The sequence below is a fragment of the Xanthobacter wiegelii genome, from assembly GCF_043193855.2.
Classification (GTDB): domain Bacteria; phylum Pseudomonadota; class Alphaproteobacteria; order Rhizobiales; family Xanthobacteraceae; genus Xanthobacter; species Xanthobacter flavus_A.
In genome coordinates, this window is sequence record NZ_CM195529.1 from 711,051 (window position 1) to 730,799 (window position 19,749).

The following is a 19,749-nucleotide window of genomic DNA, read 5'->3' on the forward strand; positions in this document are numbered from 1 at the left end:
CGCCTTTCCTCGATCCCGAATTTTATGAGCCTGCCTTCCCCTGGAGCTGTGCCTGGATGATCTGCAGCACGGTCTCCACCTGATAGGGCTTGGCCAGAAACGGCGCGACCACGGCCGCAACGGTGCGGTCGAACTGGCCGGAGGTCAGGATCACCGGGAGGTTCGGCCGCTCGGCCTTCAGCAGCAGCGCGAACTGGTAGCCGTCCAGCGCGCCCTCGGTATGCACGTCGGAAAAGACCACATCCACGTGCAGACCGGCGAGAATAGCCTGATGCGCCTCCTCCGCCGACGCGGCCTCGATGACCAGCAATCCCGCGGAACGAAGCTCGGAAGCCGTGACCATACGGACCAGCGCGTCGTCTTCGATCAACAGCACGGTGAGAGAAACCGGCTCCGCCATCGGCTGGGCTTCCCCAAGTGTCATTTCATTGGCCCATTCCAGGATGCAGCTTGAGAACGCCGCGGCCCCCCACTCCAAGGTGCAGCTTGAAAACGCCCGGGCCGCGCTTCGGTTCCCCGATACAGCGGGTCAAATCGTCAGTCCCGCTCAATATCTTTAGACTGTCATCCGATCCTCATCGTCGCCCCTCGTCGTCGGCCCTCGGCGCCGACCCTGGGTGCCTCTGCGGTCCCGCGCCGCCGTCCTTCGCTTGCGCAGAAGACCGTCATCGGCGTTGTGGCAGGGATCGGCGCGCTGGGTTACGAACGCGTGATCGGCGCGACACGGCTGGGACCGAGCGCAAGGGGAGGCGGCACGTGACGGCACGGGATTCGCGCGGAGCGATGGTGTTCTACAGCGCGTTCGATGATCCCGTGGAGTGGAAAGCCGCCCTGCAGGCGGCGATGCCTGCCCTCGACGTGCGGATCGCCGACGTGGCGAGCGGCGCCGTGGACGGCGATGCGGCGGACATCCGCTATGCCCTCGTCTGGAAGCCGCCGCAGGGCTTCTTCGCGCGCTTTCCCAATCTCCAGCTGGTGATCAATCTCGGTGCCGGCGTCGATGCGCTGGTCGCCCGCGATGACCTGCCGCACCTTCCCATCACCCGCCTGTCCGACCCCAACATGTCGCGGATGATGGCCTCCTTCGTGCTGTTCTGCGTGCTGCGCCATGCCCGGGACATCCCGACCTTCGAGCGGGCGCAGCGGGAGGGGCGATGGCATTATGTGCATCCGCGCACCGCGGAAGAAACCCGCGTCGGCGTGCTCGGGATCGGCGAACTCGGCTCCACGGCCGCGCTGGAGCTGGTGCGCCACGGGTTCGACGTGCGGGGCTGGTCCCGTTCGCCCAAGCCGCTTGAGGGCGTGAAGACCTGCCACGGGGTCGATGCGCTGCCGGGCTTCCTCGCGCAGGCGGATATCCTCGTGGTCATGCTGCCGCTCACCGGCGAGACGCGCCACCTCATGAATGCGGAGCGCCTGGCCCATCTGCCGAAGGGAGCAAAGTTCATCAACGTCGCCCGCGGCCCGGTCGTGGATGAGGCCGCCCTGATCGCGGCGCTGCGCTCCGGCCAGATTTCCGAGGCGACGCTGGACGTGTTCGAGGTGGAGCCGCTGCCGGCCGAAAGCCCGCTCTGGGGCATGGCCAACGTGCTGGTGACGCCGCACCTCGCCTCCATCGCCATCCCCGCCAGCGCCGCCGCCCAGATCGCGGAAAACATCCGGCGGGTGGAGGCGGGCGAGGAAGTGCTGAACCGGGTGGACCCGACGCGGGGCTATTGAGCCCCGTCGCGTCCGGCGAGGATCTCCCGCGCCCGCTCGTGCGGCGCCAGGGACTGCTCAGTCACGGCGTCGCCGAAATCCTCCATCTCGTAGAGCGGGCGGATCTCGATCTCGCTGGGGCCGGGCATGGGGTTGGGGCAGCGCTTCACCCAGGCGACGGCCTCCTCCATGTCCTTGACCTCCCACAGCCAGTAGCCGGCGATCAGTTCCTTGGTCTCGGCGAAGGGGCCGTCCATGACGATGCGGGAGGCGCCATCGAAACCGATGCGTTTGCCCTGCGCGGACGGCTTGAGGCCGGCGCCGTCCCGCATGATGCCGGCCTTGGCGAGTTCCTCGTTGAAATGGCCCATGGCCTCCAGCAGCTCGGGCGCGGGCATCAGCCCGGCTTCGCTGTCGGCTGTCGCCTTCACGATGACCATCACGCGCATGTCGCTCTCCTCAAGGTTGGATGGGCTCGATGCCAGAAGGACGGTGGACGACGTCCGGCCCCGACACGATACGGGCAAATTTGGAGGATGAATTGCAACGCGCCTGGCCATCGACCAGGCTCCGGCGCGCCGGTCCGGTGCGGCGGGCAGATGCTCAGGGGAATGACATGCGTTTCTGGGGAATGGCCATCGTTGCGGCGGCAGTCGTGGCCGCGGGGGCAGCCGAGGCCGGCAAGCAGACGAACACCCAGTTCCGTGCGTTCGGCCAGTGGAAGGTCGAGACCGTGCTGGACGACGGCAAGTTCTTCCTGTGCCGGGGCATCACCAAGACCAACAGCGGCATTGTCGGGCTGCTTTATTATCCCAACGGCAAGTGGGCCATCGCCTTTCCGGACCTCAGCCTGAAGCCGGGCAGCAAGGTCTCCGGATCGCTGGACATCGGAAAGGCGTCGCAGCCGGTCGAGCTCGTCGCCAGCCAGCCGGGGGTCCGCGAGCGGGTCTTCATCACGGACGAGGTGCTCAATGCGCTGCGGCAGGGCGGCAAGGTCTCGCTCAAGATCGCCGGCAAGACCTTCGACTGGGACATGACCGATGCCGGCCAGGCCATCGGTGCCGTGCAGGACTGCTGGACGGCGGGCAAGAAGATCGGCGGCTAAAGGACCCGGAGGACGCGCGGTGGCGGTGCTCTCCGGCATCTCCCCCGCTCTCGTCTCCCTTGCCTATCGCCCTAAGCTGCGGCACAGGTGACGCGCCATCAACGGGGACTGCCCATGTCGACCACCGTGTCTCCCCTCGCACCGACGTTCGTGCCCGAGCTCAAGCCCGTGCCGGGGGTCACCTTCACCACGGTGGCGGCGGGCATCCGCTACAAGGGGCGCACCGATGTCCTCGCCATGGCGTTCGAGCCCGGCACCACGGTGGCGGGCGTCACCACCCGTTCGCTCTGCCCCTCCGCCCCGGTGGAATGGTGCCGCGAGCTACTGAAGAAGGGCAAGGCGCGGGCGCTGGTGGTGAATTCCGGCAATGCCAACGCTTTCACCGGCATGAAGGGGCGGGAGGCGACGAGCCTCACCGCCGACCTCGCCGCCCAGGCCTTCGGCTGCAAGCCCACCGAGGTGTTCCTCGCCTCCACCGGCGTGATCGGCGAGCCGCTGGACGCCACCAAGTTCGAGGCGGCTCTCACCGAGGCGGCGGGTCAGTTGGTGGACTGGCCGTGGCTTGATGCCGCGCGGTCCATCATGACCACCGACACCTTCCCCAAGCTCGCCACCGCCACCGTGCTGCTCGGCGACGTGCCGGTGACCATCAACGGCATCGCCAAGGGCGCCGGCATGATCGCGCCCGACATGGCGACCATGCTGTCCTTCGTCTTCACCGACGCGCCGATTGCCGCCGACGTGCTGCAGAAGCTGCTCTCCAAGGGCGTGAAGACCACCTTCAACGCCGTCACCATCGACGGCGACACCTCCACCTCCGACACGCTCCTCCTGTTCGCCACCGGCGCCGCCAAGGCCCGCGGCGCGAAGACGGTGAAGGATATCGACGATCCCGCGCTGAAGGCGTTCAAGCGCGCGCTCACCGAGCTTCTCGCGGACCTCGCCGAGCAGGTGGCCCGCGACGGCGAGGGCGCCCGCAAGCTGGTGCGCATCACCGTGACGGGCGCCGTCTCCAACAAGTCGGCGCGGCGCATCGCCATGTCCATCGCCAACTCGCCTCTGGTGAAGACGGCGGTGGCCGGCGAGGATGCCAACTGGGGCCGCGTGGTGATGGCGGTGGGCAAGGCCGGCGAGCCCGCCGACCGCGACCTCCTCTCCATCTCCTTCGGCGACATCCGCGTCGCGAACGAGGGCGCCCGCGATCCCGATTACGATGAGGCTGCGGTCTCCGAATACATGAAGAACGCGGTGATCGACCTCACCGTCGACCTCGGCCTGGGGCGCGGCACCGACCGGGTGCTGACCTGCGACCTGACCAAGGAGTATGTGGCGATCAACGGGGATTACCGTTCGTGAGGGTTGCGGGCCGTTGGGAGTGAGTTATATTTCTATATAACTGAGGTTTTCCCCATGGCCCGTGCAAACCTGCGCAAGGTCGGCGGCTCGGTGATGCTCGCCATTCCGCCGGCCATTCTCGATCAGCTCTCCCTCGCCGAGGGCGCCGGCGTGGAGCTTGCGGTAGAGGGCGAGGCGCTCGTCGTGCGCTCCCGTCGCCCGCGCTACACGCTGGACCAGCTTCTTGCGGAGGAGGCGGATGACCGAGCACGCGATGAGGCGGAAGGGCCAGTCCTCGCCTGCCGGCTCCCTGAGCCCACTGATGACTGGACTTCGGATGGTCCTCACGGCGATGAACTGATCTGATGGAGCGGGGCGACATCTACAAGGTTTCGCTCGATCCTATCGAGGGACGCGAGCAGCAGGGATTTCGCCGCGTGCTGGTGATTTCGCCCGGCAAGTTCAACCGCCTTACGGGGACACCCCTGGTGGTCCCGATCACCACGGGTGGCGGATTTGCCCGCAACATCGGCTTTTCCGTCTCACTCACCGGCGCGGGGCTTGAGACGACCGGCATTGTCCGCTGCGATCAGGCCCGCTCGCTCGATTTCCGCGCCCGCCGTGCGCAGCGGGTGGAGGCGGCACCGGCCCATATCGTCGACGAAGTTCTCGCCAAGCTGTCCACCCTTCTGGAGTGACCCGAAGCCGTGTCGCCGCCCCCCCCTCTCAAGATCACCCTTGTTGCCGCCTGCGCCCTCATTGACGGCGACGGCCGCGTGTTGGTGGCGCAGCGGCCGGAGGGCAAGGCGCTGGCGGGCCTCTGGGAGTTCCCCGGCGGCAAGGTCGAGCCCGGCGAGCGGCCGGAGCAGACCCTCATCCGCGAGCTCGACGAGGAACTGGGTGTCACGGTGAAGGAGGCCTGCCTCGCGCCCCTCACCTTCGCCAGCTACCCCTACGAGACGTTCCACCTCCTGATGCCGCTTTGGATCTGCCGCCGCTGGGAGGGCGTGATCCAGAAGAAGGAGCATCAGGCGCTGCAATGGCTGCGGGCCGGCCGCCTGCGCGACATTCCCATGCCGCCGGCCGACGAGCCGCTGATTCCCGCGCTCATCGACCTCCTCGGCCCCTGATCGCTCCATGTCTTCCGGCATGTCCTCCGCCACGGCGACCCGTATCGGCTTCCTCGCCATCCTGCTGTGGGCGACGCTCGCCTTCTTCACGGCAGCGACCGGGAAGGTGCCGCCCTTTCTGCTGACGGCGCTGACCTTCGGCATCGGCGGGGCGGTCGGCTTGGGCGCGGCGCTCGCCGGGCCGGGGCTTTCCGTGCTGAAGCAGCGGCCGCTGGCCTATCTCCACGGCGTGGGCGGGCTGTTCGGGTACCATTTCCTCTATTTCACCGCTTTGAAGCTGGCGCCTGCGGCCGAGGCGGGGCTGATCGCCTATCTCTGGCCGCTGCTGATCGTGCTGCTCTCCGCCTTCCTGCCGGGCGGCGGGCTGAGGCGCGTGCATGTGATCGGCGCGCTGATGGGCTTCGCCGGAACGGTGGTGCTGCTCGCCGGCAAGGGCGGCTTCACCGGCATCGAGATGCGGTTCCTGCCGGGCTATCTCGCCGCCTTCGCCTGCGCCTTCATCTGGTCGTCCTATTCGGTCGCCTCGCGCCATTTCGCCGATGTGCCGACCCAGGCCGTCGCCGGCTTCTGCCTCGCCACGGCGGTGCTCGCCGGCCTCTGCCATCTCGCGTGGGAGGAGACGGTGTGGCCCGCCTCGACGGGGGAATGGACGGCGGTGGTGCTGCTCGGCATCGGTCCGGTGGGGCTCGCCTTCTACACCTGGGACATCGGCATGAAGCGGGGAGACGTGCGCCTTCTGGGTGTCGCCTCCTATGCGGCGCCGGTGCTGTCCACGTTGCTGCTGGTTGCAACCGGCTTCTCGGCGCCGTCCCTCGCGCTGGCGGTGGCCTGCGCGCTCATCGTCGGCGGAGCCTTCGTCGCCACACGGCGTTGACCGCGCGAACCTGAACGGAGACCCGCCATGACCCATCCCGCGCTCTCGTCCGGCGCCGTCGCCGTCATCACCGGCGGTGCCTCCGGCATCGGGCTCGCTGCCGCTGAAAAGCTCGCCGCGCGCGGGCTGAAGGTGGCCATCGCCGACCTGCCCGGCGAAAAGCTCGATGCCGCCGCGGCTCGGGTGGCGGCCGTGGCGCCGGGCGGGGCCGGCGACGTTCTCGCCGTCGCCACCGACGTCAGCCGGCCGGAGGATCTGGAGCGGCTGGAAGAAATCGTCGCCGGGCGCTTCGGCGGCGCGGACCTCCTCATGAACAATGCCGGCCTGCAGCCGGGCAGTGCCATCTTCGGCCCCTTCGCCAATTGGGAGAAGGTGCTGGGCGTGAACCTCATGGGCATCATCCACGGCTGCCGCGCGTTCGGGCCGAAGATGATCGCACGGGGCCGGCCGGGCCTTATCGTCAACACCGGCTCCAAGCAGGGCATCACCACCCCGCCGGGCGACCCGGCCTACAACGTGTCCAAGGCCGGCGTGAAGGCCTTCACCGAGGCGCTGGAGCACGAACTGCGCAACACGCCGGGTTGCCTGGTGTCCGCCCGCCTGTTCATCCCCGGCTTCGTCTTCACCCCGCTGGCGGCCGGCGGGCGAACGGAAAAGCCGGCGGGGGCCTGGACCGCCGCGCAGACCGTGGACTTCCTGCTGGAGAAGCTGGAGGCCGGGGATTTCTACATCCTCTGCCCGGACAATGACGTGCCTCGCGCGCTCGACGAGAAGCGCATCGCCTGGGCGGCCGGCGACATCATCGAGAACCGGCCGCCGCTGTCGCGCTGGCACAAGGACCATGCGGAGGCTTTCGCCGCATTCGTGAAAGGGGTCTGAACAGTGCCGGCGGACGTGATCCTCCTTGCCATCGGCCCGGCGAGGCCCTAGCACTCCGCGCCGAGCCGCCGCCCTCAGGGCGGCCTGAAAAACGGCGCGATGCCGCAGCGTAAATCAAGACCCGAGGAAACGACCCATGGCCACCCACAAGCTCCTCCTGCTCGCCGGCGACGGCATCGGCCCCGAAGTGATGGCCGAGGTGAAACGGGTGGCCCAGTGGCTCGAGCAGGCGGGCCTCGCCTCCTTCGCCATCGAGGAGGATCTGGTCGGCGGCTGCGCCTATGACGCGCACGGTGCCGCCATCTCCGAGGACGCCATGGTGCGCGCCAAGGCGGCCGATGCCATCCTGCTCGGCGCGGTGGGCGGCCCCAAGTGGGCGGACGTGCCCTATGAGGCGCGCCCCGAGGCGGGCCTGCTGCGCCTGCGCAAGGACCTCCAGCTGTTCGCCAACCTGCGCCCGGCCATCTGCTATCCGGCGCTGGCGGATGCCTCGTCCCTCAAGCGCGAGGTGGTGGAGGGGCTCGACCTTCTCATCGTCCGCGAGCTGACCGGCGGCGTCTATTTCGGCGAGCCCAAGACCATCACCGATCTCGGCAACGGCCAGAAGCGCGCCATCGACACGCAGGTCTATGACACCTACGAGATCGAGCGCATCGCCGCCGTGGCCTTCGAGCTGGCCCGCACCCGCCGCAACAAGGTGACCTCCGCCGAGAAGCACAATGTGATGCGCTCCGGCGTGCTCTGGAAGCAGGTGGTGACCGACCTCCACGCCCGCGCCTACAAGGATGTGGAGCTGGAGCACGCGCTGGCGGATTCGCTCGCCATGCAGCTCGTGCGCTGGCCCAAGCAGTATGACGTGATCGTCACCGACAATCTGTTCGGCGACATCCTCTCCGACCTCGCCGCCATGGCCACCGGCTCGCTCGGCATGCTCCCCTCCGCCTCGCTGGGCGCGGTGGATGCGGCGACCGGCAAGCGCGCGGCGCTCTACGAGCCGGTGCACGGCTCCGCCCCCGACATCGCCGGCAAGGGCGTCGCCAATCCCATCGCCATGATCGGCTCGCTGGCCATGGCGCTGCGCTATTCGTTCAACGAGGGCGCCGTGGCGGACCGCATCGAGCAGGCCATCGCGGGCGTGCTCGCCTCCGGCAAGCGCACCGGCGACATCGCCGCGCCCGGCATGGAGACCATCGGCACCGAGGCGATGGGCAAGGCCATCATCGCCGAGTTGGACGCCGCGACCGCCTGAGCGGTCGTGCTCCAATTCCAAGTGCTTTGACCCTCCGGCCCGTCCGGAGGGTCAAAGCAGCGCGCGCCTCAGCCGCGCTCCACGTCGAAGCCGGCCTCGCGCCAGCCGAGGATGCCGCCCTTCATGTGCTCCTCATAGGCGAGCCCCGCCTTCTGCGCGGCCGCGGCGGCCTGCTGCGAGCGCTGGCCGGAGCGGCAGGAGAAGACGAGGCGCTTGCCCGCCGGGTCGGGCAGAGCGGCCGGATTCCAGGTGCTCAGCGGAAAACTGACGGCGCCGGGAATGCGCTCGGCCTGAATCTCGTTCGGCTCCCGCACGTCCACGAGAAGGATGCTGCCATCGGCGAGACCCTGTCGGACCTCCGACGGGGAGAGGTGGCTGATGGTCCCGCCGAAGGGGTTGCGTTCACTCATTGACCTGTCCTGAACACGAAGCTGTGAGCCGGTTCGTACCGGGCGCGCGAGCCTGCCCGGAGCGCCTTGCGGATGCAAGAGCTGTTGCAGATGCAAGAGCTGTTCCCGCACTTGGCCGCGCCGCTGCGCCGGGGAGGTGCCCGAGGCCGGCTTGCCGGGCTTCGAACCTTGGACGAAGCTGCATGCCGCCCGAACGACCCGCTCATCTGGCGTTCATGTGGCCTTTGCTAGATCAGGTGCCATCGCAGCACGCCGCGGGCCGACGCCCGGCGGATGCGGAAAGGATCAAGATGTCGACCCGTAAAGCCGCCTTCGGCGCGTTCACCGCCTTCACCCTGGCCGGGGCCCTCCTTGCCGGCTCCGCCGTCACCGCCAGTGCCCAGAACAACACCGTGGGCGGTGCGCTCATCGGCGGCACGGCCGGCGCGCTGATCGGCGGCGCGGTGACAGGCAATGCCGGCGGCGCCGCGGCCGGTGCCATTATCGGCGGCACCACCGGCGCCATCATCGGCAACCAGCAGGACCAGCGCCGCGCCTACTACTTCTGGGGCAACAACGGCCGCTGCTACCTGCGCCAGACCAACGGCAACGTGGTCAAGGTGTCGCGCGGCTACTGCGGCTGATCTTCGATCTCAGGACTGTTGATCGGTTCCGTTCCCCCGCACGGATCCGATCAGTGGGAGAGGCGCCGGCTTTTGCCGGCGCCTTTTTCCGTTGGCGCGGGCACGGCTGTGTTGCCTCCCGCAGTGCGGCAGATAGATTGACGCCATGCCGCCCGAGCCTGCTCCCGCCGACGCCCCAGACCGCCCCCGCACCTCCATCGTGCCCGATCTCGCCACGCTGGCCGCCGGGGGAAAACGCGCCGTCGCCCGCGCGCTGGCGCTGGTGGAGACGGCGCGCGGCCAGCCCGACCTCGTGGCGCTGCTTGATGCCGCCGCCAGCGCCGGCCGGGCTGACGTGCTGGGGCTTACGGGGCCGCCCGGCGTCGGCAAATCGACCCTGACCAACGCACTGGTCCGCCGCGCCCGCGCGGCGGGTCGCACGGTGGCTGTGCTGGCGGTGGACCCGTCGTCGCGGCGCACCGGCGGTGCGCTGCTCGGCGACCGGGCGCGGATGAAGACCGATCCCGACGACCGGGGCGTGTTCGTGCGTTCCATGGCCGCGCGCGACCGGCTCGGCGGCCTCTCCGATGATTCGATCGCCGCCGTGGTGCTGCTGCGTGCCGTCTACGATCTGGTGATCGTCGAGACCGTAGGCGTTGGCCAGTCGGAGGCGGACATTTCTCTCGTCGCCGACACGGTGGTGCTGTGCATCCAGCCGGCCTCGGGCGACAGCCTTCAGTTCATGAAGGCGGGTGTCATGGAACTGCCCGACATCATCGTCGTCACCAAGGCCGACATGACCGAGGTTGCCCGCCGCGCCGCCTCCGAGGTTGCCGGGGCGCTGTCGCTGGCCGGTTCCGCCTCCGCCGGCTGGACGGTGCCGGTGATCCGCCTGTCGGCCTCGACCGGGGAGGGGCTCGACGCCTTCGAGGCGGCGGTCGCGGCCCATGGCGCCTTTCTCGACGCGGGAGACCGCCGCGCGGCGCAGCGTGCGTTGCAGGAGGACAAATGGGTGGAGGAGGCGGTGCGCGTGCGCTTCGGCACTCATGGCCTTGCACGGGCACGCAAAATCCCCCGGCGTTCGGAAGGCCCGTTCGCCCGCGAAGCGGAGCTGGCGCGGGAATTAACCTCCAGGCAAGACTGATTGGACAATGCTCTTGCGTGTCGCCGGCCGGCAACGGTCCGGCGCCCTATTGGGGACATGAAGTCTCGGCAAGGGCTGGCGCATGGGAATTTGTCGGGATCGATGGCCGAGGGCCGGACGGGCTTTGTCGCCGTTTCTCGTCGCCACCGCCTTCATCATCGCAACGCCTTGCGGGGCAGGGGCTGACGATGCATCCGGCCGGGCGCCGAAGGGCGCGACGGCGGGCTCAGGTCTCGGCCTCTGGCCGGGTTCCGCGCGGGCGCTGAAGCTCGCCACGCTCGATCTGCCCCAGCCGGTCGGTACCGGCCTGCCGGAGGTTCCGAAGGAGGCGCGCGCCGAGGCCGCAAAGCCGGCGCGCCGTGTTGTCGCACCCGGCGCCATCGTCACTGCCTCCCTCGCGCCGGTCTCCGACGACAGTGCGCGCGCCGCGGCCGTTGCCGCCCAGCCGGTGATGGAGGTTGCGGGCGAGGATGGTGCTCGGGAAGGCGTGGGAACGGGCGTCGAACCGTCCGACCTCATCGCGCCCGCGCTGGCCTCCGCTTCTTTCTCTTCATCGCCCGCCGCCAGCCCGGCGGATGACGACGCCTTCGCCTTTCCCCCGCCGCTGGTTCTGTCGGAGAGCGAAACCGCCGAGCCGCCGCGCCACCACGACATGTCGGGCGCCTATCTTGAGCTGGCGCTCGACATCGTCCTCGAACTGCCGCTCATCCAGGATGCCGCGCGGGTCGCCGCGGCGGAAGAGGTGCCGGCTGATCTGGAACGGGCCCGCCGCGCTGCCGAGGCACTGGCGCGCGAGGATGCGCCGGAAGACGCGATCAACGACTTTGGCGGTGGTACGGAACTCGTGCGTCCCGTGCCGCATCAGGACCCGGTGGCGGTGTTCAGCCGCGATCCGGTGCTGTTTCCGGCCCTGGCGTTCCAGTATGCGGCCCTCGCCGAGCAAGGCTATGTGCCGCATCCGTCCCCGCATGCCGAGGGCGAGGCGGACCTCGTCTCGCCAGACAGCACCGTGGAACTGGAGACCGCGCCCAGCGACGGCATCTGGCCCTCGCCGGCCCAGCGGCTGGAGCTCGGTGGCGAGAAGCTGGCGCGGGCCCAGAAGTGTTTGGCGGAAGCCATCTATTTCGAGAGCCGCGGCGAGCCCAAGCGGGGCCAGATCGCGGTGGCGCAGGTCATCGTGAACCGGGTGTTCTCCGGCTATTACCCCAACGACGTGTGTGGGGCGGTCTACCAGAACGCCCACAGGCACCTCGCCTGCCAGTTCACCTTCGCCTGCGATGACGTGAAGGATGTGGTGCGCGAGCCGGACATGTGGGTGCAGGCCAAGGACATCGCCGCCGACATGCTGGACGGCAAGCTCTGGCTCGCCTCCATCGGTCGCGCCACCCACTACCACGCCTATTGGGTGCATCCGAGCTGGGTGCGGGAGATGCGGAAGCTGGACAAGATCGGCGTCCACACCTTCTACCGCCCGCGCCGCTGGGGCGACAGCTACTGAGCTATGCCCGCTTTCCGGCCTGAGCGGCGCCCCCTCCAGCCCGCGCGGCGCTTGAGCGAGGCAACGCAAGAAGCCTGCGCGGCGCTTGAGCGAAAAGGCGACAAACCCCGCGCGAGGCGCCGTCAGGCGTGGCCGGCGTCGCTGGAGAGCATGCCCGGCACGATACCGAGCTTGCGCAACGCGCTGTCGTATTTCGTCTCCACACCCGCGCCGAAGATCAGGTCCGCGTCGGCCGGGCAGTTGAGCCAGCCGTTGGCCTGAATCTCGGTTTCGAGCTGGCCCGGCGCCCATCCGGCATAGCCGAGCGCCAGCACCGCGCTGCGCGGTCCGTGCCCGCCGGCGATGGCCTTGAGGATGTCCAGCGTCGCGGTGAGGCAGATGCCGTCGTCGATGGTCAGCGTGGAATTCTCGACGAAATAGTCTGCCGAATGCAGCACGAAGCCGCGTCCCGTCTCCACCGGCCCGCCGCGCAGCACTTTGACGGTGCCTGCGCTCCTGGGCAGCAGGATGCGCTCGGAGGCGGGCACCACGTCCAGCTGGACGAGGAGGTCGGTGAAGTCGATGTGGCTCGCCGGCTGGTTCACCACGATGCCCATGGCTCCTTCCGGAGAGTGGGCGCACATGTAGACGAGGGTGCGGGCGAACTGCTCGTCGCGCATGGTCGGCATGGCGATGAGCATCTGCCCATCGAGGAAACCCGACCCCCCGCCGTCGATCGTGTGGTTCTGGCTCGCAGTCATGGAGAAAGGGTACCGCCGTTCGGCCGTCTTGGAAATGCGGATTGCAACGCCGGCGGCTTTGACGCGCCCCGCCGGCGCGGCTGCCCGGGGCGGCTCACACGCTTGTGCGCGCCATGGGGACGGCATGGGGCTTTGCGTCGGGGCCGCGAGAAGGTACCCGGAAGGTCATGACATCGACCCCTCCGCGCTTCCCCGGCGCCTTGCGCGCGGCCGCCTTCTCATCATCGTCTCGCGGCCCGTCTCGCCGCCTTCTTGCCCGCGCATCCCTCGCCTGCGCGATGCTTGCTGTCCTATCGCCTGCCTCTCGGGCCGCGAGCGCGCCGCCGGTGAAGGTTCCGGGCGCCGATGTGATCCTGATGGCCGGTGCCGTCTCCGGCATCAACGCGGATGCGGGCATCGAGCTGAAGCTCGCGCCCGGCTGGAAGACCTACTGGCGCTATCCCGGCGACAGCGGCGTGCCCCCGACGCTGGACTGGAGCGGCTCGGAGAACATCGCGCGCGTGACGATGGAATGGCCGGCGCCCAAGCGTTTCGCCGACGGGGGCGGGGGCTTTGCCATCGGCTACAAGGGGTCGGTGCTGTTCCCGCTCAAGGTGGAACTGAAGGACAAGGACAAGCCGGCCCGGCTTGCTCTCGCGCTGGATTTCGCGGTGTGCGAGGCGCTGTGCATGCCCGCGCGCGCCGACCTCGCCATTGCCCTCGGCGGCGATGCGGGGGCCGAGGCGACTCGCATCGCGGCGGCCCGCGCGGCCCTCCCGGTGGAGCGCCCGCTTGGCGTGGCGGAGCCCACATCCATTCAAGCGGTCGCGCTCGATGCGTCCGCCACGCCGCCCCGTGTCGTCATCGAGGTGAAGGCGCAGAACCCCAAGGCTGACCTTTTTGCCGAGGGGCCCGCGCGCTGGGCGCTGCCGCTGCCGCAGAAGACCATGCTGCCGGACGGCGCCGCCCGTTTCGACCTGCCTCTCGACGGGATTCCCGCCGGGACCGAGCCCTCAGGCGCGCCGCTCACCCTGACCCTCGTGGACGGCCCGAAGGCCATCGTCACGACCGTTCCCGTCCCGCCCATTCCGCCGCGCTGAGTTCGGACGCTTCAGCCTGCGCGGGCGCTTTTCTCCCGGTCAAAAGGCCGTATTGTCGGCGCGGGCGCGAACGCCCAAATATGTGGAGAAGACGATGCCCATTTCGGTCGGCGACAAACTGCCCAACGCCACCTTCCGTGTTCCCACCGAGGACGGCCCGGTGCCGAAGACCACCGACGAGATCTTCACGGGCAAGAAGGTGGTGCTGTTCGCGGTGCCGGGTGCCTTCACGCCCACCTGCCACAAGAACCACCTGCCGGGCTATGTGCACGAGGCCGACGCCATCAAGGCCAAGGGCGTGGACGCCATTGCCGTGGTCTCGGTGAACGACCCCTTCGTCATGGGCGCTTGGGAGAAGGCGTCCGGCTCCGACGGCAAGATCTTGTTCCTGGCCGATCCCGATGCATCCTTCGCGACCGCGCTCGACCTCACCTTCGACGGCTCGGCCGCCGGCCTCGGCGTGCGCTCCAAGCGCTATTCGATGGTGGTTGAGGATGGCGTCGTGAAGACGCTCAATGTCGAGGACGTGCCCTCCAAGGCCGACGCCTCCGGCGCCACCGCGCTGCTCGCCCAGCTCTGATTTTCCGTGCGACTGACGGATGCCGGGCACGCCCGGCGTCCGCGCACCGGCGCCTCCTCAGGAGGCCCGGCCTCGCGCCCGCCCCACGCCTCCGCTCAGGCGATGATATCGGGGAACAACTCGTCCTCGATCTGGCCGATGCGATCCTTCAGCTGCAGCTTGCGCTTCTTGAGCCGCTGAATCTGCAGGATGTCCGATCCCGACACGCTGGTGAGCGCCTCGATCGCTGCATCGAGATCGCGATGCTCCTGCTTCAGGCGTTCCAGGTGGACCTTGAGATCCCGTTCCTCGTCGCTCGTCATGCCCGGTCCTGTCACCGGCGTGCGGGTCCGCCGCCCACTCGCCCCCATTTGGAATGACTATGGCACGGGCTTGCCGCGCCGCAAGATGGGAGGTCGCCGGAGGGGCGGAAAGCGGCTTGAGAAGTCGCTCGACAAGGCGGTCGACTCTTGGTTGGCTCCATGACAGACTGATGTCGTGTTGCAGACAGGGAGTGGCTAAGAATGTCCATCCAGTCGCACCTTCAGGAACTGAAGCGGCGTCACGCGGCCATCGAGCAGGAGCTCAACCGCGAAATGAACAGCCCCGCCTCGGATCCTCTTCGTGTCGCAGAGCTGAAGCGCAAGAAGCTGGTTCTCAAGGACCAGATGTCGAAGCTGAATCCGACGTCCACCGTACATTGATGGTTCGCGAGATGTGCTCGCCGCCCGTGTAATACGGTGCGACGCGCTCATCTTTGCGTCCTGTGAGACGAGCGGCGCAAAGCGGCGTTCCGCGCGAACGGCCTTTGCGTTCCGGGCCATTGGGCTTTAATCCGGCCCCATGGCTCCTCCGCTCGTTCTCCTCCAGGACATCCATCTGCGCTTCGGCGCCACCCCCCTGCTCGACGGCGCGGAGCTTTCCGTGTCGGCGGGCGAACGGGTGTGCCTCGTCGGTCGCAACGGCTCGGGCAAGTCCACGCTGCTGAAGGTGGCGGCGGGGCTGATCGAGCCGGATTCCGGCACGCGCTTCTTCCAGCCCGGCTGCACGGTGCGCTATCTGCCGCAGGAGCCGGACTTTGCCGGCTATGCGACGACGCTCGCTTATGTGGAAGCTGGTCTCGGGCCGGGCGACGATGCCTATCGCGCCCAATATCTCCTCACGGAGCTGGGCCTCACCGGACAGGAAGACCCCGCTCACCTCTCCGGCGGCGAGGCCCGCCGGGCCGCTCTGGCGCGCGTCATCGCGCCGGAGCCGGACGTGCTCCTGCTGGACGAGCCCACCAACCATCTCGATCTGCCGGCCATCGAATGGCTGGAAAGCGAGTTGAGGGGCTTAAAGTCCGCCATGGTGCTCATCAGCCATGACCGGCGCTTCCTGGAAACCCTCTCCCGCGCCACCGTGTGGCTCGACCGCGGGCAGACGCGGCGGCTGGAGCAGGGGTTCGGCGCCTTTGAGGCGTGGCGCGACGACGTGCTGGAGCAGGAAGAGACCGAGCGCCACAAGCTCGACCGCAAGATCGTCGCGGAGCTGGACTGGCTGCGCTACGGCGTCACCGCCCGGCGCAAGCGCAACGTGCGGCGCCTCGGCCTTCTGCATTCCATGCGCAAGGACCGGCGCGAGGAGCGTCGCGCGGTCGGCAACGTCAAGCTGGCGGTGAGCGAGGCCGAGGCCTCGGGCAAGCTGGTCATCGAGGCGAAGCACATCGCCAAGTCGTTCGGCGACCGCGCGGTGGTGAAGGATTTCTCCACCCGTATCCTGCGCGGCGACCGCATCGGCATCATCGGCCCCAACGGCGCCGGCAAGACCACCCTCATCAAGCTGCTCACCGGCGAGCTTGCCCCCGATTCGGGCACGGTGCGACTCGGCACCAATCTCGAAGTCGCCAGCCTCGACCAGAAGCGCGCGGCGCTGGACCCCGGCACCACCCTGCGCGACGCCCTCACCGGCGGCGGCTCCGACCAGGTGCAGGTGGGCGGCGTGCCCAAGCACGTGATGGGTTATCTGAAGGACTTCCTCTTCACCCCTGAGCAGGCCAACGCACCCCTCTCCGTCCTCTCCGGTGGCGAACGCGGCCGGCTGATGCTGGCGCGGGCGCTGGCCTTGCCCTCCAACGTGCTGGTGCTGGACGAGCCCACCAACGATCTCGATCTCGAAACCCTCGATCTCCTGCAGGAGATGGTGGCGGACTATCCCGGCACCGTCATCCTCGTCAGCCACGATCGTGACTTCCTCGACCGCACCGTCTCCAGCGTCATCATGGCGGAAGGGGATGGCGTGTTCCGCGAATATGCCGGCGGCTATTCGGACATGCTGTCCCAGCGCGGCCGGGGCGTGGAGGCGCGCGACAAGGGCGCGCCCGCGCAGAAGGCCAAGGCCGGCGAGTCCAAGCCCGAGGCCGGCAGGACGCCCGCCGGCGCGGCCAAGCGCAGGCTTTCCTTCCACGAGCAGCACGCGCTCAAGACGTTGCCGAAGACCATGGACGACCTGCGCGCCAGGCTGGAGAAGCTCGCCGCCGAGATCGCCGACCCCGCGCTCTATGCCCGCGACCCGGCGCGCTTCGACAAGGCCTCGGCGGCCCTCGCCGAAACTCAGGCGGCCCTGGATGCGGCGGAAGAGGAATGGCTGCGGCTCGAAATCCTCAAGGAGGAACTGGAAGGGTAGGCCGCCCTCACGGGCGGCGCCGCATCAGCACGGTGCTCTCGAAGTCGATCACCAGATCACCGTACTGGTTCGCCCCGGAATTGTAGGTGCGCAGGAAGCCCCATTGGGGCCGGGACTTGATGGTGATCTTGTCCCGGACCTCGGTGGCGAACGAGATCGTATCGCCCGCATAGACCGGCTTCAGCCAGCGTAGCTTGGTGAAGCCCGAGGCCGGTCCGAAGGAGCCGCCGCCCGGCACGCTTTCCTCGCCGGGTTTCGACGCCTCTATGGGCAGGGCCATGTTGGAGGCGACGAAGCACTTCATCCACATGGCTGCAGTATGCCACCCCGACGCCACCAGCGCCCCGAACGGGCTGCGCCGGGCCGCCTCGGGGTCCACATGAAAGGGCTGGGGATCGTAGAGGCGGGCGAAGGCCAGCATCTCCGCCTCGGTGAAGGTGTGATTGCCGAGCGCGGCGGTGGCGCCCGCCTCGACTTCCTCGAAATACATCATGCGAGGCGCGCTCCCGGGTTGCGACGGCCGATCATGCACACGCAGGTCTGATCGACCGCGGCGCTCTTGTCGGCCTTGAGAAGCTCGAAGCGGAAGGTCACGAGGCCCATGTCGGGCTTGCTCCTGGAGGTTCGGCTCTCCAGCACGGTGCGGCGGAGCGTGAGCACATCACCGGGAAAGACCGGCGCGAGCCATTTGTTCTCGGTGACGCCGGGCGAGCCCTGGCCGGCGGTGCGCAGCAGGAAGCCGTCGCAGATGAGTCGCATCATGATGGCGCAGGAATGCCAGCCGGATGCCGCCAGCCCGCCAAGCAGGGACGCCTTGCCCGCCGCCGCATCGAGATGCATGGGCTGGGGATCGAACTCCCGCGCGAAGGCGAGGATCTCCTCCTCCGTGACCTTGTGCGAGCCGAACGTCTTCACCTCACCGATGATGAAATCTTCGAAGAAGATGTCGGGCAAGGCGGCCTCCCTGTCGTTGGAGGCCGATGGAAGGCGAGGATGACGCAAACGTCAAGCTGGGCGTGGGGATACCGGCGCGTCAGGCTCAAAAGAGGTCCTTGTCGCGCCCCACGAGAAGGTCGCGGATGGTCGGGGTGACCGGAAATCCATAGCCGCCTTCACGATGGAGCGCCGGGAGCAAGCCGTCGTCGTGATATTCGGACAGGTTGCGCGGTAGCGCGTGTTGACCAAGGCGTGCTGCCGGTCGCCGAGCTATCGCGCATCCGGTGCCAGATGCCTCAGCGCGAAGCGCATCACCTCGGTCCCATCCTCCCGCCGGGCGCTGCCGGTGCGGTGGTAGATGGTCCAGCCTGGGCGGCTGCCGCTGGGGCGGGCGTCGAGGATTTCGGTGAAGAAGGTGATGGTGTCGCCGGCTCGGACTGGAGCGAGCCATTTGAGATCCGTCAGGCCGAAGCCGACGCCCACGGGTGCGATCGCCGCCGCATGGTCGGGGGGGAGGGCTTCAGCCGTGGCGCCGTGGGCGCGCACGAACAGGCCCATCCATGTTGAGACCGTATGCCAGCCGGAGGCGATGAGGGTGCCGAAGGGGGAGGCGGCGGCCGCCGCCGCATCCACATGGAAGGGCTGGGGATCGTAGGCGCGGGCGAAGCGTACGATCTCCTCGGCCGTGAAGGTGAAGCGGCCAAGTAACTGCGGCCCGGCCCCGACCATCACGGAGCCTCAGTTGGCGAAGCGGAAGTGCAGCACGTCGCCATCGGCGACCACATAGTCCTTGCCTTCCAGGCGGAAGCGGCCGCCCTCGCGCGCACCGGCCTCGCCCTTGAACTTCACATAATCGTCGAAGGCGATGGTCTCGGCGCGGATGAAGCCCTTCTCGAAATCCGTGTGGATCACGCCCGCCGCCGCCGGGGCCTTGGTGCCGGCGGTGATGGTCCAGGCGCGGGCTTCCTTTGGGCCGACGGTGAAATAGGTGAGCAACTGGAGCAGTTCGTAGCCGGCACGGATGACGCGGTTGAGGCCCGGCTCGTCGAGGTCGATGGCCTCCAGATATTCCTTCTGCTCGTCGGGCGGCAGCACCGCGATCTCGCTCTCGATCTTGGCCGAGACGACGACCGCCTTGGCGCCTTCCTCGGCGGCGCGCTTGAAGACCTCGGCGGAGAGGGCGTTGCCCTCCTTCGCGGAGGCTTCCTCGACGTTGCACACGTAAAGCACCGGCTTGGCAGAAAGGAGGCCCAGCTGGTTGAAGAGCTTGCGCTCTTCCGGCTTCACCTCGGCGAGGCGGGCTGGCTTGCCCTCGCGCAGCAGAACGAGGGCGCGCATGACGAGATCGAGGGTTTCCTTGGCTTCCTTGTCGGTGCCGCCCTTGGCTTTCTTCTCCAGCGCCGTGACGCGCTTCTCCAGGCTCTCGAGGTCGGCGAGCATCAGCTCGGTCTCGATGGTCTCGATGTCGTTGACCGGCGCGATCTTGCCTTCCACATGGGTCACGTCTCCATCCTCGAAGCAGCGCACCACATGGGCGATGGCGTCGCACTCGCGGATGTTGGCGAGGAACTGGTTGCCGAGCCCCTCGCCCTTGGAGGCGCCGCGCACCAGGCCTGCAATGTCCACGAAGGTGAGGCGGGTGGGGATGATCTGCCCGGAGCCGGCGATCTCCGCGAGCGTGTCGAGGCGCGGGTCGGGCACCGCAACGTCACCCACGTTCGGCTCGATGGTGCAGAACGGATAGTTCGCCGCCTGCGCCGCCGCCGTCTGGGTGAGCGCGTTGAAAAGGGTGGACTTGCCCACGTTGGGAAGCCCGACGATGCCGCATTTGAAGCCCATGGAACGCT

25 protein-coding genes are annotated in these 19,749 nt (G+C 68.4%); 16 read left to right on the forward strand and 9 right to left on the reverse strand.

All coding sequences use genetic code 11. The features are described 5' to 3' along the window. Positions 1-22 precede the first annotated feature (22 nt). Positions 23-400, reverse strand: a complete 378-nt coding sequence (locus V5F63_RS03225; RefSeq protein ID WP_209487683.1) for a response regulator — start codon at positions 398-400, stop codon at positions 23-25. A 383-nt stretch (positions 401-783) separates the two neighbouring features. Between V5F63_RS03225 and V5F63_RS03230 the strand changes: the two genes are divergently transcribed. Beyond that, the gene (locus V5F63_RS03230) at positions 784-1,719 is read left to right on the forward strand and encodes a 2-hydroxyacid dehydrogenase (protein ID WP_394101602.1); all 936 of its coding nucleotides are present in this window, start codon (positions 784-786) and stop codon (positions 1,717-1,719) included. Here V5F63_RS03230 and V5F63_RS03235 read toward each other — a convergent pair. Further along, positions 1,713-2,147: a YciI family protein gene (locus V5F63_RS03235; protein ID WP_209487684.1), complete on the reverse strand. Its 435-nt coding sequence runs from the start codon at positions 2,145-2,147 to the stop codon at positions 1,713-1,715. The genes V5F63_RS03230 and V5F63_RS03235 overlap by 7 nt on opposite strands. A 167-nt stretch (positions 2,148-2,314) precedes the next feature. Here V5F63_RS03235 and V5F63_RS03240 point away from each other — a divergent pair, with 167 nt between their 5' ends. The 8 genes from V5F63_RS03240 (at position 2,315) to leuB (ending at position 8,270) form a co-directional block, all read left to right on the forward strand. Next, positions 2,315-2,803, forward strand: coding sequence for a hypothetical protein (locus tag V5F63_RS03240; protein WP_209487685.1), 489 nt, complete (start codon positions 2,315-2,317; stop codon positions 2,801-2,803). A gap of 114 nt (positions 2,804-2,917) precedes the next feature. Beyond that, on the forward strand, positions 2,918-4,159 hold the full coding sequence (gene argJ, locus V5F63_RS03245; protein ID WP_394101566.1) for a bifunctional glutamate N-acetyltransferase/amino-acid acetyltransferase ArgJ: 1,242 nt from the start codon (positions 2,918-2,920) through the stop codon (positions 4,157-4,159). Positions 4,160-4,213: 54 nt separating this feature from the next. Continuing rightward, positions 4,214-4,504, forward strand: coding sequence for an AbrB/MazE/SpoVT family DNA-binding domain-containing protein (locus V5F63_RS03250; protein ID WP_394101567.1), 291 nt, complete (start codon positions 4,214-4,216; stop codon positions 4,502-4,504). Then, on the forward strand, positions 4,504-4,836 hold the full coding sequence (locus tag V5F63_RS03255) for a type II toxin-antitoxin system PemK/MazF family toxin (RefSeq protein ID WP_394101568.1): 333 nt from the start codon (positions 4,504-4,506) through the stop codon (positions 4,834-4,836). The genes V5F63_RS03250 and V5F63_RS03255 overlap by 1 nt, the downstream gene beginning before the upstream one ends. 9 nt (positions 4,837-4,845) lie before the next feature. Next, entirely contained in the window at positions 4,846-5,268 is a 423-nt protein-coding gene (locus V5F63_RS03260; RefSeq protein WP_394101569.1) for a (deoxy)nucleoside triphosphate pyrophosphohydrolase, read from the forward strand. Between the two features lie 19 nt (positions 5,269-5,287). Next, positions 5,288-6,142, forward strand: coding sequence for an aromatic amino acid exporter YddG (yddG, locus tag V5F63_RS03265; protein ID WP_394101603.1), 855 nt, complete (start codon positions 5,288-5,290; stop codon positions 6,140-6,142). Between the two features lie 27 nt (positions 6,143-6,169). Continuing rightward, complete coding sequence (locus tag V5F63_RS03270; RefSeq protein ID WP_394101570.1) at positions 6,170-7,021, forward strand: SDR family NAD(P)-dependent oxidoreductase; 852 nt, start codon at positions 6,170-6,172, stop codon at positions 7,019-7,021. Positions 7,022-7,157: 136 nt separating this feature from the next. After that, on the forward strand, positions 7,158-8,270 hold the full coding sequence (leuB, locus tag V5F63_RS03275; protein WP_209487690.1) for a 3-isopropylmalate dehydrogenase: 1,113 nt from the start codon (positions 7,158-7,160) through the stop codon (positions 8,268-8,270). Between the two features lie 68 nt (positions 8,271-8,338). Here leuB and V5F63_RS03280 read toward each other — a convergent pair whose 3' ends face one another. After that, on the reverse strand, positions 8,339-8,680 hold the full coding sequence (locus V5F63_RS03280; protein ID WP_394029482.1) for a rhodanese-like domain-containing protein: 342 nt from the start codon (positions 8,678-8,680) through the stop codon (positions 8,339-8,341). Between the two features lie 290 nt (positions 8,681-8,970). Between V5F63_RS03280 and V5F63_RS03285 the strand changes: the two genes are divergently transcribed. The 3 genes from V5F63_RS03285 (at position 8,971) to V5F63_RS03295 (ending at position 11,924) form a co-directional block, all read left to right on the forward strand. Beyond that, positions 8,971-9,303, forward strand: a complete 333-nt coding sequence (locus V5F63_RS03285; RefSeq protein WP_209487692.1) for a YMGG-like glycine zipper-containing protein — start codon at positions 8,971-8,973, stop codon at positions 9,301-9,303. A gap of 145 nt (positions 9,304-9,448) precedes the next feature. Further along, positions 9,449-10,426 (forward strand): methylmalonyl Co-A mutase-associated GTPase MeaB, encoded by a 978-nt coding sequence (gene meaB, locus V5F63_RS03290; RefSeq protein WP_394101571.1) that lies wholly within the window; start codon positions 9,449-9,451, stop codon positions 10,424-10,426. Positions 10,427-10,550: 124 nt separating this feature from the next. Continuing rightward, positions 10,551-11,924 carry a cell wall hydrolase gene (locus V5F63_RS03295; RefSeq protein WP_245327346.1) on the forward strand — a complete coding sequence of 458 codons (1,374 nt, stop codon included), beginning with the start codon at positions 10,551-10,553 and terminating at the stop codon, positions 11,922-11,924. Positions 11,925-12,046: 122 nt separating this feature from the next. Here V5F63_RS03295 and V5F63_RS03300 read toward each other — a convergent pair whose 3' ends face one another. Beyond that, complete coding sequence (locus tag V5F63_RS03300; RefSeq protein ID WP_209487694.1) at positions 12,047-12,664, reverse strand: YqgE/AlgH family protein; 618 nt, start codon at positions 12,662-12,664, stop codon at positions 12,047-12,049. A gap of 326 nt (positions 12,665-12,990) precedes the next feature. Here V5F63_RS03300 and V5F63_RS03305 point away from each other — a divergent pair, with 326 nt between their 5' ends. Together V5F63_RS03305 and V5F63_RS03310 are read left to right on the forward strand one after the other, a co-directional pair. Beyond that, on the forward strand, positions 12,991-13,743 hold the full coding sequence (locus V5F63_RS03305) for a protein-disulfide reductase DsbD domain-containing protein (protein WP_394029479.1): 753 nt from the start codon (positions 12,991-12,993) through the stop codon (positions 13,741-13,743). A gap of 94 nt (positions 13,744-13,837) precedes the next feature. Next, positions 13,838-14,323, forward strand: a complete 486-nt coding sequence (locus tag V5F63_RS03310; protein WP_209487696.1) for a peroxiredoxin — start codon at positions 13,838-13,840, stop codon at positions 14,321-14,323. 95 nt (positions 14,324-14,418) lie between these two features. Here the strand turns inward: V5F63_RS03310 and V5F63_RS03315 are convergent, their stop codons facing one another. Continuing rightward, entirely contained in the window at positions 14,419-14,625 is a 207-nt protein-coding gene (locus V5F63_RS03315) for a YdcH family protein (RefSeq protein ID WP_024277332.1), read from the reverse strand. Between the two features lie 201 nt (positions 14,626-14,826). Here V5F63_RS03315 and V5F63_RS03320 point away from each other — a divergent pair, with 201 nt between their 5' ends. Both V5F63_RS03320 and V5F63_RS03325 read left to right on the forward strand, forming a co-directional pair. Further along, positions 14,827-15,006: a YdcH family protein gene (locus V5F63_RS03320; RefSeq protein WP_024277333.1), complete on the forward strand. Its 180-nt coding sequence runs from the start codon at positions 14,827-14,829 to the stop codon at positions 15,004-15,006. A 139-nt stretch (positions 15,007-15,145) separates the two neighbouring features. After that, entirely contained in the window at positions 15,146-16,966 is a 1,821-nt protein-coding gene (locus V5F63_RS03325; protein ID WP_394029478.1) for an ABC-F family ATP-binding cassette domain-containing protein, read from the forward strand. Between the two features lie 7 nt (positions 16,967-16,973). Here V5F63_RS03325 and V5F63_RS03330 read toward each other — a convergent pair whose 3' ends face one another. The 4 genes from V5F63_RS03330 to ychF all read right to left on the reverse strand — a co-directional run bounded on the left by V5F63_RS03330 (position 16,974) and on the right by ychF (position 19,741). Then, positions 16,974-17,459: a MaoC family dehydratase gene (locus V5F63_RS03330; protein ID WP_209487698.1), complete on the reverse strand. Its 486-nt coding sequence runs from the start codon at positions 17,457-17,459 to the stop codon at positions 16,974-16,976. Continuing rightward, positions 17,456-17,920: a MaoC family dehydratase gene (locus V5F63_RS03335; protein ID WP_209487699.1), complete on the reverse strand. Its 465-nt coding sequence runs from the start codon at positions 17,918-17,920 to the stop codon at positions 17,456-17,458. The genes V5F63_RS03330 and V5F63_RS03335 overlap by 4 nt, the downstream gene beginning before the upstream one ends. 252 nt (positions 17,921-18,172) lie before the next feature. Continuing rightward, complete coding sequence (locus tag V5F63_RS03340) at positions 18,173-18,631, reverse strand: MaoC/PaaZ C-terminal domain-containing protein (protein WP_394101572.1); 459 nt, start codon at positions 18,629-18,631, stop codon at positions 18,173-18,175. A 9-nt stretch (positions 18,632-18,640) separates the two neighbouring features. After that, positions 18,641-19,741, reverse strand: a complete 1,101-nt coding sequence (gene ychF / locus V5F63_RS03345) for a redox-regulated ATPase YchF (protein ID WP_394029476.1) — start codon at positions 19,739-19,741, stop codon at positions 18,641-18,643. Positions 19,742-19,749 lie beyond the last annotated feature (8 nt).

Bases quoted from the DNA above. Each gene is read 5' to 3' on its own strand.
- V5F63_RS03225 (WP_209487683.1), bottom strand. From the start codon at position 400: ATGGCGGAGCCGGTTTCTCTCACCGTGCTGTTGATCGAAGACGACGCG.
- V5F63_RS03230 (WP_394101602.1), top strand. From the start codon at position 784: ATGGTGTTCTACAGCGCGTTCGATGATCCCGTGGAGTGGAAAGCCGCC.
- V5F63_RS03235 (WP_209487684.1), bottom strand. From the start codon at position 2,147: ATGCGCGTGATGGTCATCGTGAAGGCGACAGCCGACAGCGAAGCCGGG.
- V5F63_RS03240 (WP_209487685.1), top strand. From the start codon at position 2,315: ATGCGTTTCTGGGGAATGGCCATCGTTGCGGCGGCAGTCGTGGCCGCG.
- argJ (WP_394101566.1), top strand. From the start codon at position 2,918: ATGTCGACCACCGTGTCTCCCCTCGCACCGACGTTCGTGCCCGAGCTC.
- V5F63_RS03250 (WP_394101567.1), top strand. From the start codon at position 4,214: ATGGCCCGTGCAAACCTGCGCAAGGTCGGCGGCTCGGTGATGCTCGCC.
- V5F63_RS03255 (WP_394101568.1), top strand. From the start codon at position 4,504: ATGGAGCGGGGCGACATCTACAAGGTTTCGCTCGATCCTATCGAGGGA.
- yddG (WP_394101603.1), top strand. From the start codon at position 5,288: ATGTCCTCCGCCACGGCGACCCGTATCGGCTTCCTCGCCATCCTGCTG.
- V5F63_RS03270 (WP_394101570.1), top strand. From the start codon at position 6,170: ATGACCCATCCCGCGCTCTCGTCCGGCGCCGTCGCCGTCATCACCGGC.
- leuB (WP_209487690.1), top strand. From the start codon at position 7,158: ATGGCCACCCACAAGCTCCTCCTGCTCGCCGGCGACGGCATCGGCCCC.
- V5F63_RS03280 (WP_394029482.1), bottom strand. From the start codon at position 8,680: ATGAGTGAACGCAACCCCTTCGGCGGGACCATCAGCCACCTCTCCCCG.
- V5F63_RS03285 (WP_209487692.1), top strand. From the start codon at position 8,971: ATGTCGACCCGTAAAGCCGCCTTCGGCGCGTTCACCGCCTTCACCCTG.
- meaB (WP_394101571.1), top strand. From the start codon at position 9,449: ATGCCGCCCGAGCCTGCTCCCGCCGACGCCCCAGACCGCCCCCGCACC.
- V5F63_RS03300 (WP_209487694.1), bottom strand. From the start codon at position 12,664: ATGACTGCGAGCCAGAACCACACGATCGACGGCGGGGGGTCGGGTTTC.
- V5F63_RS03310 (WP_209487696.1), top strand. From the start codon at position 13,838: ATGCCCATTTCGGTCGGCGACAAACTGCCCAACGCCACCTTCCGTGTT.
- V5F63_RS03315 (WP_024277332.1), bottom strand. From the start codon at position 14,625: ATGACGAGCGACGAGGAACGGGATCTCAAGGTCCACCTGGAACGCCTG.
- V5F63_RS03320 (WP_024277333.1), top strand. From the start codon at position 14,827: ATGTCCATCCAGTCGCACCTTCAGGAACTGAAGCGGCGTCACGCGGCC.
- V5F63_RS03325 (WP_394029478.1), top strand. From the start codon at position 15,146: ATGGCTCCTCCGCTCGTTCTCCTCCAGGACATCCATCTGCGCTTCGGC.
- V5F63_RS03330 (WP_209487698.1), bottom strand. From the start codon at position 17,459: ATGATGTATTTCGAGGAAGTCGAGGCGGGCGCCACCGCCGCGCTCGGC.
- V5F63_RS03340 (WP_394101572.1), bottom strand. From the start codon at position 18,631: ATGGTCGGGGCCGGGCCGCAGTTACTTGGCCGCTTCACCTTCACGGCC.
- ychF (WP_394029476.1), bottom strand. From the start codon at position 19,741: ATGGGCTTCAAATGCGGCATCGTCGGGCTTCCCAACGTGGGCAAGTCC.